General features: G+C 34.3%; 13 protein-coding genes. 4 read left to right on the top strand and 9 right to left on the bottom strand.

What is annotated here, in order from left to right:
* Window positions 1-5: 5 nt before the first annotated feature.
* The 4 genes from FC091_RS11125 to FC091_RS11140 form a co-directional block, all read right to left on the bottom strand.
* Entirely contained in the window at window positions 6-2204 is a 2199-nt protein-coding gene (locus FC091_RS11125; RefSeq protein ID WP_138434348.1) for a PepSY domain-containing protein, read from the bottom strand.
* 15 nt (window positions 2205-2219) lie between these two features.
* A complete protein-coding gene (locus tag FC091_RS11130) occupies window positions 2220-2705 on the bottom strand; it encodes a DUF2271 domain-containing protein (protein WP_138434349.1) in 486 nt (161 codons plus the stop codon).
* 74 nt (window positions 2706-2779) lie between these two features.
* On the bottom strand, window positions 2780-4252 hold the full coding sequence (locus FC091_RS11135; RefSeq protein ID WP_138434350.1) for an ankyrin repeat domain-containing protein: 1473 nt from the start codon (window positions 4250-4252) through the stop codon (window positions 2780-2782).
* Between the two features lies 1 nt (window position 4253).
* Complete coding sequence (locus FC091_RS11140; RefSeq protein WP_138434351.1) at window positions 4254-5159, bottom strand: DUF6607 family protein; 906 nt, start codon at window positions 5157-5159, stop codon at window positions 4254-4256.
* A gap of 92 nt (window positions 5160-5251) precedes the next feature.
* On the opposite strand from FC091_RS11140, the gene FC091_RS11145 reads away from it, so the two are divergent.
* Both FC091_RS11145 and FC091_RS11150 read left to right on the top strand, forming a co-directional pair.
* Complete coding sequence (locus FC091_RS11145) at window positions 5252-7396, top strand: TonB-dependent receptor plug domain-containing protein (RefSeq protein ID WP_138434352.1); 2145 nt, start codon at window positions 5252-5254, stop codon at window positions 7394-7396.
* Between the two features lie 11 nt (window positions 7397-7407).
* Window positions 7408-8589 carry an HmuY family protein gene (locus FC091_RS11150; RefSeq protein ID WP_138434353.1) on the top strand — a complete coding sequence of 394 codons (1182 nt, stop codon included), beginning with the start codon at window positions 7408-7410 and terminating at the stop codon, window positions 8587-8589.
* Window positions 8590-8596: 7 nt separating this feature from the next.
* Here FC091_RS11150 and FC091_RS11155 read toward each other — a convergent pair whose 3' ends face one another.
* The 3 genes from FC091_RS11155 to FC091_RS11165 are packed head-to-tail and all read right to left on the bottom strand — an operon-like array spanning window position 8597 to window position 11150.
* Window positions 8597-9460: a hydroxymethylglutaryl-CoA lyase gene (locus FC091_RS11155; RefSeq protein WP_138434354.1), complete on the bottom strand. Its 864-nt coding sequence runs from the start codon at window positions 9458-9460 to the stop codon at window positions 8597-8599.
* 46 nt (window positions 9461-9506) lie between these two features.
* Window positions 9507-10121: a LysE family translocator gene (locus FC091_RS11160; protein WP_138434369.1), complete on the bottom strand. Its 615-nt coding sequence runs from the start codon at window positions 10119-10121 to the stop codon at window positions 9507-9509.
* A gap of 9 nt (window positions 10122-10130) precedes the next feature.
* Window positions 10131-11150, bottom strand: a complete 1020-nt coding sequence (locus FC091_RS11165; RefSeq protein ID WP_138434355.1) for a quinone-dependent dihydroorotate dehydrogenase — start codon at window positions 11148-11150, stop codon at window positions 10131-10133.
* A gap of 147 nt (window positions 11151-11297) precedes the next feature.
* On the opposite strand from FC091_RS11165, the gene FC091_RS11170 reads away from it, so the two are divergent.
* Complete coding sequence (locus tag FC091_RS11170) at window positions 11298-12128, top strand: universal stress protein (protein WP_138434356.1); 831 nt, start codon at window positions 11298-11300, stop codon at window positions 12126-12128.
* A 20-nt stretch (window positions 12129-12148) separates the two neighbouring features.
* Complete coding sequence (gene pepT / locus FC091_RS11175) at window positions 12149-13378, top strand: peptidase T (RefSeq protein WP_394344068.1); 1230 nt, start codon at window positions 12149-12151, stop codon at window positions 13376-13378.
* A gap of 76 nt (window positions 13379-13454) precedes the next feature.
* On the opposite strand, the gene FC091_RS11180 is transcribed toward pepT, so the two are convergent.
* Both FC091_RS11180 and FC091_RS11185 read right to left on the bottom strand, forming a co-directional pair.
* Window positions 13455-13595 (bottom strand): PID-CTERM protein-sorting domain-containing protein, encoded by a 141-nt coding sequence (locus FC091_RS11180; RefSeq protein WP_212745834.1) that lies wholly within the window; start codon window positions 13593-13595, stop codon window positions 13455-13457.
* Window positions 13596-13675: 80 nt separating this feature from the next.
* The coding region (locus FC091_RS11185) for a T9SS type A sorting domain-containing protein (RefSeq protein WP_138434359.1) at window positions 13676-14406 on the bottom strand (731 nt) is incomplete at its 5' end.

Below are 14406 nucleotides of genomic sequence, written 5' to 3' on the forward strand. Positions count from 1 at the left end.
GAACCTTAATAACAATCCATTAAGATTTGCTCATTATTCTCAAACGTGCTTAGTGGCTCGTTTAAGGTTGTTGTAGTTACGCTATTCAAAACTTCTAACACACGATTTTGCATAGCAATAGAGCCACAAATCATTATGACTCCATCGTTTTTAAGTGCAGAAGAGATAAGGGTTTCATTTGCTTTAATACTATCTTGAACGTAAACCTTAGTTTCCTGTTCTTGAGAATAGGCTACATTAAAATTATCTAAATAACCTTTTTGAGTTGCGTTTTCTATATGTGAAGCATACAATTGAAAGGATGCTTTGGTTCGTCCTCCCCAAAACAGATGCGTTTTTATGTCTTTATTGGTTTCGTTAAGCATTCCGAGAAATGGTGCAATTCCGGTACCATTGGCAATCATTACTACTTCTTTGGCATAGCTCGGAAAATGAAAATCTAAATTCCTGTTCACTTTTCCTTCAATCGTATCACCAATCGATAATTGACTGAGTAATGTTGAACATTTACCAAACTCGTGCTTTTTTACACTTAACAAAATACTATCATCAACTTTTGCAACTGAATATTGACGTTCAATATTATCGTCTTCAGGATAGAATGACATAATATCTCCTGACTGAAACTTTAATTTTTTCTCAGGTCTTAATTCTATTAAAAAGGTATCATCTATGTTAAGACCTGAATTTGATATTACCTTAAAATTCTTCAGTTTTTTACGGTTAACTAATGGTTTGGTTAATATCACTTTTAAATCTTGCTTTGTAACTTCATTCCACTGAATCACCCAATTTTTAAAAGCTTGAAAAGATTGATTGTTTATTTTGAAAACAGGTAAATTCTGTTCAAAATTTGGATGATTATGCAACCATTCATCCACCTCAATCGCGTATTTGCAAAAGTCTGGATACATTAACGACCCAAAACCAACTACCGAATATTTTATACTGTTTGCTTGCTGAATTGTAGGCAACAATTTTTCAAAACTCTTGGCAGTGCGAGGTGCTTCACCTTCACCATAAGTGGACGTAAATATGATGATATGCTTTGCCTCTTTATAACTATCATATTGATTTAACGTTGAAAAATAAACCGTGTTACCAGCTTCTACCAAAGCATTGTAAAACTGATGCGCAAACTTGTTGGTATGCCCTGTTTCTGACCCAATGAGAATAATATATTCCGCAGTATCTTTTGTGAATTTATTCTTCACTTTAGACCCTTTAGCCAAGCGCTTAAAACTCATTGCAAAACCTGAATACATAAAGAACAGAATCGCAAAACAAGCTAGTAACAAAACCACTGCCCAAACGATGGTGCCTTGTCCCGTATGCAAAATTAAACTCCAATAAGATAGCTGACTTACCAACGGTTTCTTGGCTTCGCTGAGGACATTGCCTGTGTATTGATTAATATAAAACTCGCCAGATGTTGTTTGCAGAATAAAGTAATCTTCTTCATCTTCAGAAAATGGAAAATCGAGTGTAACAAGCTCATCTAAATGTATGTCATTAAATATTTTGAATTGTGATAATTCTAGCTTTTCCTTAGATTGTTGATCAACTATTTCAGTGTGTTCCATCTTACTGGCAGGCAACATATCGAACTTTTCTAAGGATAAATAAACACCTGTGAGTGTAATGATAACTATTGGAATTAAGAACCAACGTCCTAAGACCACGTGGTAATATTGCTCGAAATTTTCTTTTACAACTTTACTGAAAAACTTCCTTAAACCGCCTTGTCGCTTTATAATGAGTTGAATTCCGGTAATGGCAATGAGCAACAATAAAAATGAAAATAAGCCAACTAAAAACCGTCCTGTAGATTTTAAAAATAAAGAGCGATGTAGGTTTGTTGCAAACTCAAAGATTGGTGCTTTTTTCTCTAATTCTCCGAGTTTTTTTCCTGTATTTGGGTCTAAATAAAAGGTTTCGCTATCACCATCAAACGTAAAAACAGAGGCTTTTACAAAGTTATTGTTATCTACTTCAACACTAACAATTTCATCATATTCATCCTGCAAAACCGTAATAACCTTAGACAACTTAATGTCGTCTGTATTGGTTATAGCATAAGGCTTTAGCTGATTTGAAATGGGTTCAAATGCTAAAACAATACCTGTAACGGTTGCCAATAGTATAAAAATAGCAGAAGATACAGCCAGCGCAAAGTGACTATATCTCCATATTGAAATTGTCATATCTCTACTGGTAGATTATTGAGGCATTAGTCTTACATAACGAATAAAACCTTTACCATCATATTTACCTTTTACGTTGGCATAAGTTAGCTCTACCTCAACGTCTGAGGTATAATATTCTTGGTCTTCTACTGCAGTTTCAAATCGTAATTTGTAACCTTTGTCTAGTTTATCGTCTGCGATTTCTATAACACTAATAGAGCGTTCTCCGCCTCTAATAGTTGCACCTGTAATGGCATCGATATCGTTACGTTTTTTTCCGTAAAAATCCCACCACTCTTCAACGGTGTTATACCATTCGTCATCCTCGCCTTTAACGTGCAATGTTTCCTCATATTCGCCTTCAGGATTAATTAATGAAATAACAATGTATGCACCTTCGCCTGTGTAATTGGTCATCTGAATCATACACTTATATTTGGTAGATTCTACCATTGAGGTAAAGGACATTAAACCAATAATGGTGATAAATAGGACTGCTAATATTTTAAAATTCTTCATTCTGTTTTTGTTTAATGGACGTAAAAACACCCCTAAAGTCCCCTCAAGGGGACAATCTTTAGAACTAAAAATATTTAGTTCAAGAAATTAATATCTATGTTATTCTTTTTTAATAATTCGTTTTCTGAAGCTAAATCATAAACTGATTCCTCAAAGGCTGTTGTAGCTTTAACATCTGCGCCTTGCTGTATTAAGAATTTTAGAATTTCTGCATCTTTAGCTTTCATAGCTGCAATATGTAAGGCGGTATTTCCTTCGCTGTTTTTAGCGTTGATATCGATATCCTCCTTAGCTGCCAATTCTAATAATCTTAAACTCTGCTTTTCTGTAGCCAGATGAAAGAGAGTATTTCCATTTTTTTGAGGTGTTGAAAAATCGACATCATTTTCAGTTAATAGATTCAGTTTTTCAATAAACTTTGCTTCATTTCTAGTTGAGTAACCTTCTAACAGATAATAAACTATGTTGTTCCCTTTTTGATCCTTAAACTTAAGATCTGATCCTTCTTCAATTAAGAAAGACACTACATCTTTGGTATTATTCTTCACTGCCAATGCCAATGCTGTTTCTCCTTTTTCATTAGACTTATTTATGTCTTTAACCGCAGAGGCTAACAATTTTACTGCTTCAAGATTATTACGAGAAGCCGCATTTATAAATGCTGTGTTACCGGCTGCATCTTCTGTATTTGCATCAAGACCGTTTTCTAACAAAAAATTAAAAACTTCTTTATCATCACTTCTAGATGCTACAATATGTAATGGTGTTACGCCATCTTTGTCAGCAACATTTGGGTTTAACCCTACCTCTTTTAAAAACTTATAAGCTTCTACATTGTTGACGTGTCCTCGAGCTCCATATGCAGCAAAGATGAAAGCTTTGTCATTGCCCTTAAGTCCCATTCCTTCAAGTTCTTTTAATAACTTGAAGTTCCCTGTTCTAGCTACATAGTTAAATATGCCATTACCATTAGAGTCTGTACTTTTAAGACTTAATCCTTTAGACTTAAAATAATTTATCAATTTAAAATCTTCGTCTTTAGGCGCTGCTAACAATAGGGCATTTGCACCATCTGGATTGGTTTTTGAAATCAAAGTCTTATCTGCTTCAATTAATAAATCGTAGACTTTGGTGTTTTGTTGACCTGCTCCAGCAGCAAAAGTAATTATGGTATTTCCTTTATCGTCTGTTAAGTCAGTTTCGGCTCCATTTGCTAGAAGATGTTTTATTATATCTGCATTGCCTTTGTAGGCTGCCCAAAAAATATAAGTTCTACCATCGTGCGTTAGCTTGTTAATCTCATTACCTTTTTGAGACATTAAATACACAATACTTTTTGTAGGTGCATTTTGAAGTATAGCATACACTACTCCATCAAAATTATTGCTATTGGCTTCAGACGGATTATTGCCTTCTTTTATCTTTGCCTTGATTGTTTCCACATTGGGTTTTGTATCCCAAAAATCGCGTTTTAAAAATATGTTATTTTGTGCTGTTAACTGAAGTGTTAAGAGCAAAACAGTAATTGAAGTTAAAAGTTTTTTCATTTTATTTTTTTACAAATGATTCAATCGTAGTATCAATATCTTTCTCTGCAGTCATCTCATCATCAAACAGATGCTTATAAAGAACTTTGTTATCTACTTTTTCTTCTAAAACTAAATCTTTATCTCTGCCGTAAACCTCATCCCATTTAGCTCTTACTGTAGCCCATTTATCATAATTTTCTTTCCACCAATCTTTTGCTGCTTGGCATCTGCTGTCGTCTACTTTTACATAAGTATTGTATCCTTTTTCGTGAGCAATAATTACATCTTCTTTACCCTTTTCTCTAATCACTTTGGCATTATCTTGGTCGTGTAACCAACCATACTCGGTAATCTCGTGACGGTTACCTCTTAATGTAACATTATAGTCACTACGCTTGGTATACTCGCGTCTTGGTAATGGTGCAGTTGTTGTGTTTTCCCAATAGCTTTTACCGTCTACGTGTACCCAAGTTGCAGAACCTTCGTAACGTGGACTATCATCTACCTGATACACTTTTTGAGTCCATTGTCCTTCTACGTCTTTGTCTGTTTTTTCTTCGAATAACCATTCGTTATCCCCATTATACATATAGAAATCTTTGTTTTCGAATAACCAATCTTGTCGCCAGTGCTTCACTATATATGGACTATCTGGTTTACCTACTTGTAATAAATGCTGAATGGATATTTTATCGTCTTCGTCTACTACTAATTGGGCCCATTCTAAACCTTTATCAACTTTGGTTTTTGAGGGTTTATAAAGTGAATCTTCACTAAATGAAAACGTTTCGGCGAAGTTAAAAGTAACTTCAAAACAACCACACATTTCTTTGATAGCGGTCTGATCTTTCTGTTTCTTGTCTTGAGCATCAACAGATAAAGTAATAATTAAAAATACTAATGAAAAAGCTAAAATTTGTTTCATAATTATGATTTAAAATGATTTTTTAAAAAACTCTATTCTTATTTAGATTGATTTAAAATAAGATTTTATATTTGCAGCAAAATTAATCAAGAATGAGTCTAAATAAAAATAATATTTACATTTATTTTTTATTTTTTTTGGGCATCTCTGTTTACGCACAAGAGCAACAAAAAGATAGTACTTCAATTGAGAAACTTAAAGAAGTGGTTGTCGTAGGCGAAAGCAACGTAATGTCTGTAAGTAAAAAACTATTTACCGTTGGCACCATAAAAAGACGAGATATAGAAAATGTTGCAGGCAATAACTTAGCAGACATCTTATTTAACAGTTTAAATATTACTATAAATCCTGACGCATCAGACGGACGCTCTACCATTAGCTTATTTGGATTAGACGGACAGTATGTAAAGATATTGGTAGATGGTATTCCTGTGGTTAGCGATAATGGTGTTGGCAACAATATTGACATCACTCAAATAAACATCGATGACGTAGAACGTGTTGAAATCGTTGAAGGTTCTATGGGTGTTTTGTACGGAGACAACGCTGTAGCTGGTGTGATTAATGTTATTACTAAAAGAGGTCTACGCGAAGAAGGCTGGCAAATACAACTCGCTCTACAAGAAGAAACGGTTGGTAATGAATTTGAATTGTATGACGAAGGCAGACACATACAAAACTTTAGAGTTACCAATCAGGTTAATGATAAATTGTCGTACTCATTTGGTGCTTCTCGTAATGATTTTGCTGGTTTTTATAATGGTTACAAGGGTCAGAATTATGTAAATATTCAAAATGAAACTGTTGTTAATGATAGTTTACGTGGTACAGAGTGGAACCCAAAAGAGCAACTTACAGTGTCTGCCAATGTAGATTTAAACCTAGGGAAGCACAATATATTTTATAAGCTTCAATATTTTGATGAAAGTCTTGATATCTATAACCGAATAGTTAACGGTCGTTTTGTTAATGGTCAACTCAACCCAACTGCTATAGATCAAAATTACACTACAGACAGATGGGTTAGTAATCTTAATATTTCTGGCCCTTTTAAGAACGAAACCAAGTATAACGTTTCATTTTCATACCAAACACAAGAGCGTAATTACCAAGAGTATGTTTATAACATTTTAGAACAACGTAAACAGTCTATAGAGACGGACGCAATAAGTCAATCTAGTGATGTGTGGTACTCTAAAGGATTTGTAAATAACATTGTACCAAAATCTAACTTTTTTAATTTACAACTTGGTTATGAATTTACCAATCAAAAAGGTTTTGATGCCATTGCCACAGGCGACTACTCTAGCGATGTGGTAGAAAACACTATTACCAATTATGAGTTATTTGGTGTTACTGAATTTAAACCCACTAAAAAACTATCTCTAAATCCTGGTGCGAGATTTACGCATAGTACTCAGTTTGACAACAACCTTATCTGGTCCTTATCATCAACTTATGATTTTACCGAAAAGCTAAAACTAAAAGCTGTTGTAGGTTCAGCATTTAGAGCACCTAATTTTGAAGAATTATTTTTCTATTTTGTAGATGCAAACCATAATGTTAGAGGTAACGAAAACTTACAACCAGAAGATGGTGTCTCAGTTTTTGTTAACCTAAAGGACAATTACAGAGTTTGGAACGAAGGGTACCTTAATCCAAACTTTAATTTTTTCTACATAGATCTTAAAGATGCTATTACAAGCGTAACTACAGAAGATGAGGATGGTCGTTTACTTTTTACTCAAGATAATATTGATTATAGTAAACGACTAGGTTTTAGCTTAGACAACAGTTTTATCTATAAAAACTGGAATATTGGATTAGGCGCAACTTATTTAGGCATTAAAAACGCTATTAACGAGGAGCTTAACAATGGTTCAGATTATTTATGGAGGTTAAATTTTCAATCTTCACTTGCATATAAGATTAGCAAGTGGGACACTACAATCTCTAGTCAACTAAAATATACTGGAAGAACACAAGGTGTATTTACCGATTCAAACGGTGAACTTTTTGTAGGTGAGACTGATGCTTTTACGTGGTTGAATGCATCTGTAAGAACTGATATCTCTTCAAACATATCAGCAACTCTTGGTGCTCGTAACCTCTTAGATGTTGTAAGTATCAATACAGGCACTTCTGCTGGTGCACATACAGCATCTACAACAACTTCTAGACTCATCGGTAATGGAAGATCTTATTTTTTAAAACTAACATATAATTTAAATTTTTAACACTAACAATTATGACAAACAAACTCTTAACACTTTTACTATTGGTAGCAACAGTTTTTACAACAAGCTGTAGTAATGATGATGAAGGCGGAATTACTACAACACCTCCTTCTTCAGGTGGAATAATAGATCCTTTAGTTGGTGGATTTAATCAACCAAACCGTGTATACGTAGACTTAAGCTCTGGCGAACAGGTTGCTGTAAGCCGTGACACCTGGGAAATAGCTGTTTATAACGGCTCACAAAATCGTGTATTCCTTAATAATGCATTATTGGTATCAGCTGCAGAATTAGAAGGTATTACTGACATTACTTCTGTAACTGAAGCAACTACATTAACTATACCTATGACATTAAATGCCTTAGATCAAACATTTACTCCTACAACAGTTACGGTAAATACTGTGGCTGAGTTAATGCAAGGTTTACCTATTGGGTATACTCAGTATGGTGATTTAGATGCTGGCATTTCATTTACAGATAGCAAAGAAGGAGGATTAACAGGTACGGCTTTTAATGAAATATCAACTACTGATGGTGCAAATAATGTATACATTGTAAATTTAGGAAACGAAGTACCTACAACAAATAATGGTTCATTAAACACTACAGGAGATGCCAGAGGTTTTATGAAAGTGAGAATTTTAACAGACGGAAATACTTACACTATTCAATATGCTGAATTAACAAATACTACAGATTATTCTGAAATTACTGTAACAAAAGATGGTAGCTACAACCTTACTGCTGTTAGCTTAACAGACGGACAAGTTGTAAGTACTGAACCTGTATCTTCAAACTGGGATATTGATTTTGGTGGTGTGTTTTCTTATTACGGACTTCAAGGTACTTTAGCTGCTGGTTTAACATATTCAGACTATACTACCCATAATACGCTTGGTGGTGTTGGTTTGTATGAAATTAATGTAGAAGACGATTCAACTCCAAGTTATATAGATTTTACCTTAGCTAATGTTTCTGAAAGTAGTTTTGTTTACAACGATCGTGCTGTTATTGGTAGTGGTTGGAGAGTTGTAGATTTTATGACTGGTGAAACTTCTGTTAGAGAAAATAGGTATTACATAGTAAAAGATACAGACGGAAACATATATAAATTAAGATTTACTGCTGTAGAAAGTGAAACCGGAGAAAGAGGTTACCCACAATTTCAGTATGAACTGTTAGCGAACTAAAGATTTTTTAATGGTATTTTGAAAATATCTTAGTCGCTTCATTATAAGCACTCTCAAAGCTCATGGCATTTAGGTCATGGGCTTTTTTTTGTGTAAAGTAAGACAGCATTTTTTCGGTCGGCATATTACCTGTAAGATCATCCTTTGCCATTGGGCAGCCACCAAAACCTTGGATAGCACCATCAAAACGACGGCAACCAGCTTTGTACGCTGCATCTATCTTTTCGAACCATGTAGTTGGCGTGGTGTGTAAGTGTGCTCCAAATTCTATTTCGGGATATTTGGGAATAAGGTTAGAAAACAAATAGTTAATATTATCAGGATTAGAGCTTCCTATCGTATCACTTAGCGATAAAATTTTTACTCCCATTTTTGCTAAGCGTTCTGTCCATTCTCCAACTATATCAACATTCCAAGGATCACCATAAGGGTTGCCAAATCCCATAGAAATATACACAACCACTTCTTTGTCACTCTTATCTGCAATTTCTAATATTTCTTGAAGTGTTACTACAGATTGTGCAATAGTTTTGTGCGTATTACGCATTTGAAAGTTTTCAGAAATTGAAAATGGAAATCCTAAGTACTGAATTTCAGGATGAATTGAAGCATCATTCGCACCTCTTGTGTTGGCAATGATGGCTAGTAATTTGCTTTTGGTGGCAGATAAATCTAACTGCGATAAAACTTTGGCTGTATCTACCATCTGCGGAATGGCTTTTGGAGACACAAAACTTCCAAAATCAATAGTATCAAAACCAACCCTTAATAAGGATTGTATGTATTGTACTTTCTTTTCAGTTGGGATAAAATCTTTGATGCCTTGCATAGCATCTCTAGGACACTCTATAAGTTTAACCGCTGTATTCATTGCCTCAAATATACGGTTTCCGAAAACGATTTCATAGTGTCATTTTTCAGACTAAAATAAACACAGCTATACCAATAAAGACAACAATTTGTAGCCATTTAAACACAACGCCTGAGTTTCTATGCTTTAAAGTATAAGATTTAATTTGTCCTGCCAATAAAGCTATAGTAGAAAAAATGATGAAAGACACTAACATAAAAATACCACCCAAAATGTAGAATTGAGCAATTGTACTCATAGTTTTACTGAATAAAAATCCTGGAAAAAAAGCGAGAAAGAAAATAGTAACTTTAGGGTTTAAAACATTCATAAAAAATCCTTGAACAAATAAAGCTTTTAGACTTTTTTTGGGAGCTGTTTCAGAATCAAAATCTAATTGAGCATCTGACTTAAAAACTTTATAAGCTAAATACAATAAATACACAGCCCCAAGCACTTTTATCCCAAAAAACAAATCTTCATTGGCTTTTATAATTGCCGAAACACCAAATGCCAATAACGTGGTATGAACTAAACAACCTGTTATTAAACCACAAACGGTTGCCAAACCGTAAGCTTTGCCATTAGTAATACTTTGCACTAAAACATAAATATTGTCCGGTCCTGGCGAAATTGCTAAAACTGAAGTGGCTAAAGCAAATGATATCAGTGTTTCCGTTATCAATAAAAGTTATGCTTTTTGAAGTAATGCCTTATTAATAGAAGTAATGAGTTTAGGACCTTCGTAAATAAAGCCAGTATATAATTGTACCAAATCTGCACCGGCTTCTATTTTTTCTAAAGCATCTTCAGCCGTATGAATACCTCCCACTCCAATAATCGGGAAAGCTTTATTACTCTTATCAGACAGATATTTTATCACTTCTGTAGAACGTGTTTTTAGAGGCTTACCACTCATACCTCCAACTTCAGATTTGTTACTACTTTCTAAGCCATCTCTAGAAATTGTAGTGTTAGTAGCTATTACACCATCAATCTTAGTGATTTTTACAATATCAATAATATCATCTAATTGCTCATTTGTAAGATCTGGCGCTATTTTTAATAAGATAGGTTTACTCTTTGGTTTTTGAAAATTAAGCACCTGTAGAGCCTTTAATAATTCTGTGAGTGGTTCTTTATCTTGTAACGCTCTTAAATTTGGTGTATTTGGTGAACTTACATTAACTACAAAATAATCGACGTAATCGAAAAGGGCATTAAAACAGATTTCGTAATCTTTTACTGCATCTTCATTGGGTGTTATCTTATTCTTACCAATATTACCACCAATTAATACTCCTTTATTCTTTTTTAGTCTTTCAACGGCTTCAACCACTCCTCCATTATTAAAACCCATTCTATTAATAATAGCTGAGTCTTCTTTTAATCTAAACAATCGCTTTTTAGGATTACCATCTTGCGGCTTAGGTGTTAGTGTACCTATTTCTATAAATCCGAAACCAAAATTAGAAAGTTCATTATAGAGTTTTGCATCCTTATCAAAACCAGCTGCAAGACCAACTGGATTTTTAAACGTTAAGCCAAAGAGCTCTCGTTCAAGCTTTTTATCATCAACCAGATACATCTTCTTAAAAAGGCTTTTGCATCCCGGTAATTTTGAAATAGTTCTTATTAAAGAAAAGGTGAAATGATGTACTTTTTCTGGATCGAACCAAAATAAAATTGGTCTTATAATAGCTTTATACATGGAAATAAATTTGCATTACAAAAATAACAATCTTGGTAAACTTATGTGTGCTCTGGTCTCATTTAATAATTAAAACATAAACTGTCATTTATCATTATTTTTAATCATTCAAATTATTAACTTTGAGCAATAACTAATAATCACATCATGAAAAAAATTATAATTCCTGTAGATTTCTCTCAACATTCAGAATACGCATTAGAAACTGGTGCAGCATTGGCTAAACAACATAATGCTGAGCTTATAGTTATGCATATGCTAGAACTTTCTGAATCTATTTTTTCAACCTCTGGCTCAGAAAAAAATGAGGAAACAGCATTTATGCTTATGGTAACCAATAAGGAATTCGAAAAATTCTTAGACAAACCTTACTTAGAAGACATTAGCGTTACACCTGTAATAAAACATCATAAAGTGTTAAAAGAAGTGTCTGATGTGGCAAGCCATGAAAAGGCAGACTTGATTATTATGGGCTCTAGAGGGCACAGCGATCATGACGGTGTTTTTACTGGTTCTAACACAGAAAAGGTAGTACGTTACAGCGACACACCTGTCTTAGTCGTTAAATCTAAACCTAGTTCGGTTAACTTTAAAAATGTAGTACTTAGCTGCGATTTTAATGAGGAAAGTATAGCAGCTGTAAAAAATGCCTTGGAGACGCTTAATGAATTATCAGAAAAAGTGACTTTGCTTCATATAAACCTTCCGAACTTAAGTTTTTTAAGCACAGATGAAATTAATGAAAAAGTGGAAGACTTTTTAAAACTTTCTAAATTAGATACTAAAAACTTTGATATAGCTTTTGCATCTGACCATATGGTAGAAGATGGCGTATTAAACTACGCTAAAAGAGAAGGTGCAGATGCTGTATCTATAATTACACATGGTAGAACTGGTCTTAGCCATTTCTTTGGTGGTAGTATTTCAGAAGACTTAGTAAACCACTCAAAATTACCGGTGATTACATTTAAGCTTTAATAAAGAAATAAGTGAAAAATATGCAGCACATCATAGATCGCTTTATAAGCTATGTGACTATAGACACAGAATCAGACCCAAACTCTAACACTACTCCAAGTACAGAAAAACAGTGGGATTTAGCCAATAAACTGGTTGAAGAACTCAAAGCTATTGGTATGAGCGATGTAAGTATAGACAATAACGCTTACATAATGGCAACTTTACCTAGTAACGTAGATCATGATGTGCCTACTATTGGCTTTATATCACATTTTGATACTTCACCAGATTTTACTGGAGCAAATGTAAAACCACAAATTGTCGAAGATTACGATGGTAAGGATATTATTTTAAATGCTGAAAAAAACATCATTTTATCGCCTGATTATTTTGAAGACCTATTGCTTTATAAAGGCCAAACTCTAATCACAACTGATGGTACAACGCTTTTAGGCGCTGATGATAAAGCAGGAATTACAGAAATTGTAACAGCGATGGAGTATCTTATTAATCATCCTGAAATTAAACACGGAGAGATTAAAGTAGGCTTCACACCAGATGAAGAAATAGGAAGAGGTGCACATAAATTTGATGTTGAAAAATTTGGTGCTGATTGGGCTTATACCATGGATGGTAGCCAAATAGGTGAACTAGAGTACGAAAATTTTAATGCAGCTGGCGCAAAGATAAAAGTAAAGGGAAAGATTGTACATCCTGGTTATGCCAAAGGCAAGATGGTAAATTCCATGTACTATGCCACCGAATTCATCAATGCTTTACCAAGACTTGAAACACCTGAGCATACCGAAGGTTACGAAGGTTTTTTTCATTTACATAAAATAGATGGTAAAGTTGAAGAAACATTACTTCAATACATTATCAGAGATCATGATAAAGATAAATTCGAAGCTCGCAAAGCTCTAATGGAAAAAATTGTATTTGACTTAAATACTAAATTTGAAGCCGAGATCTTCGAGATAGAAATCAAAGATCAGTATTATAATATGAAAGAAAAGGTAGAACCTGTAAAACATATTGTAGATATTGCTGAGGAAGCCATGATTTCTTTGGGTATAAAACCATTGATAAAACCTATTAGAGGCGGAACCGATGGTTCGCAGTTGTCTTACATGGGTTTACCATGTCCTAACATTTTTGCTGGTGGCCATAACTTTCATGGACGTTATGAATATGTTCCAGTAGAAAGTATGCAAAAAGCTGTAGAAGTTATTTGTAAGATCGCTGAGTTGACAGCGCTAAAACATTAAAAAAAGGGCTTTTCTTTCGAAAAGCCCTTTTTTTTGCAGTATCGCTTAATAAACTTTTAAGCTTTATCAAATCACGTTATTTTAAATTATCTCGTAATTTTTTAACACCAAGTGCTGCCGCACCGATAACCAAAGCTACCAGTCCGCCATCCAATGGAACATCCTGTGTGTCCGTTGCCCCTCCCGGAGGTCCTTGCGCGTTTATGTCCGTGGACATAAACAACGCACATGCTATGGCCAGTGTACCGATGGCTCTAGAAATTCGCTTTTTAGAATTCTTCATAATATATAAATTTATTAATTAATAATCAACTTCTTGGTTGTTGTTCTACCCTTAGAACTCAACTCCACAAAATAGGTTCCCATACTAAATTCAGTACCGGCCTCTACCGTGATCGTACTACCAGCATTAAACCCTGTTTCGTTATATAACCTCGTACCTAAAACATCATATATCGTAATCTCTAAGTCATCCATTCCCAATGGAACATTCAAATAGAACTTACCGATATTAGTTGGGTTTGGATAGAGCTTAACGCTATCCAAGTCAAAACTACCTGTTGATAATGTTGACTGGAAGAACACAACTGAAAAACGATCGTTAGCAATTGAAGACGTTATACCTGCATCCACAGAATAGCTATAGTCAACGGAACCTGTCTGAGGAATCTCAGTGTAAGTACCTGTATAGTTATCAAATAAGTATGGTGTTACACCTTCTATGGATATACCTTCGGCTACAATCGTATAATTTGTACTTCTATAAGTATTAATCTCCAATTGTATTTCCTCTGTTTCCTGAGGCATTGCCCTGTTTTCAATACTTAGCAGTTCACCGTTATTACTGGTCGCAAAATTCTCGTCCAAGTTTGTGATACTTAATGCATCATTGGCATCTATACCATTATTTCCATTTGCGCCAAACAGTATCAACACACCATCAGTAGCTGTGTCGTTATTAGCAAAGGCACTGCTTTCATACAACGATAAGCGTAATTGACTTAGACTTGTGCTTCCTCCATTATCTG

Source organism: Winogradskyella algicola, assembly GCF_005869935.1.
Lineage (GTDB): Bacteria > Bacteroidota > Bacteroidia > Flavobacteriales > Flavobacteriaceae > Winogradskyella > Winogradskyella algicola.

Coding starts and splice junctions, on each gene's coding strand:
- FC091_RS11125 (WP_138434348.1), bottom strand. CDS start 2,204: ATGACAATTTCAATATGGAGATATAGTCACTTTGCGCTGGCTGTATCT.
- FC091_RS11130 (WP_138434349.1), bottom strand. CDS start 2,705: ATGAAGAATTTTAAAATATTAGCAGTCCTATTTATCACCATTATTGGT.
- FC091_RS11135 (WP_138434350.1), bottom strand. CDS start 4,252: ATGAAAAAACTTTTAACTTCAATTACTGTTTTGCTCTTAACACTTCAG.
- FC091_RS11140 (WP_138434351.1), bottom strand. CDS start 5,159: ATGAAACAAATTTTAGCTTTTTCATTAGTATTTTTAATTATTACTTTA.
- FC091_RS11145 (WP_138434352.1), top strand. CDS start 5,252: ATGAGTCTAAATAAAAATAATATTTACATTTATTTTTTATTTTTTTTG.
- FC091_RS11150 (WP_138434353.1), top strand. CDS start 7,408: ATGACAAACAAACTCTTAACACTTTTACTATTGGTAGCAACAGTTTTT.
- FC091_RS11155 (WP_138434354.1), bottom strand. CDS start 9,460: ATGAATACAGCGGTTAAACTTATAGAGTGTCCTAGAGATGCTATGCAA.
- FC091_RS11165 (WP_138434355.1), bottom strand. CDS start 11,150: ATGTATAAAGCTATTATAAGACCAATTTTATTTTGGTTCGATCCAGAA.
- FC091_RS11170 (WP_138434356.1), top strand. CDS start 11,298: ATGAAAAAAATTATAATTCCTGTAGATTTCTCTCAACATTCAGAATAC.
- pepT (WP_394344068.1), top strand. CDS start 12,149: ATGCAGCACATCATAGATCGCTTTATAAGCTATGTGACTATAGACACA.
- FC091_RS11180 (WP_212745834.1), bottom strand. CDS start 13,595: ATGTCCACGGACATAAACGCGCAAGGACCTCCGGGAGGGGCAACGGAC.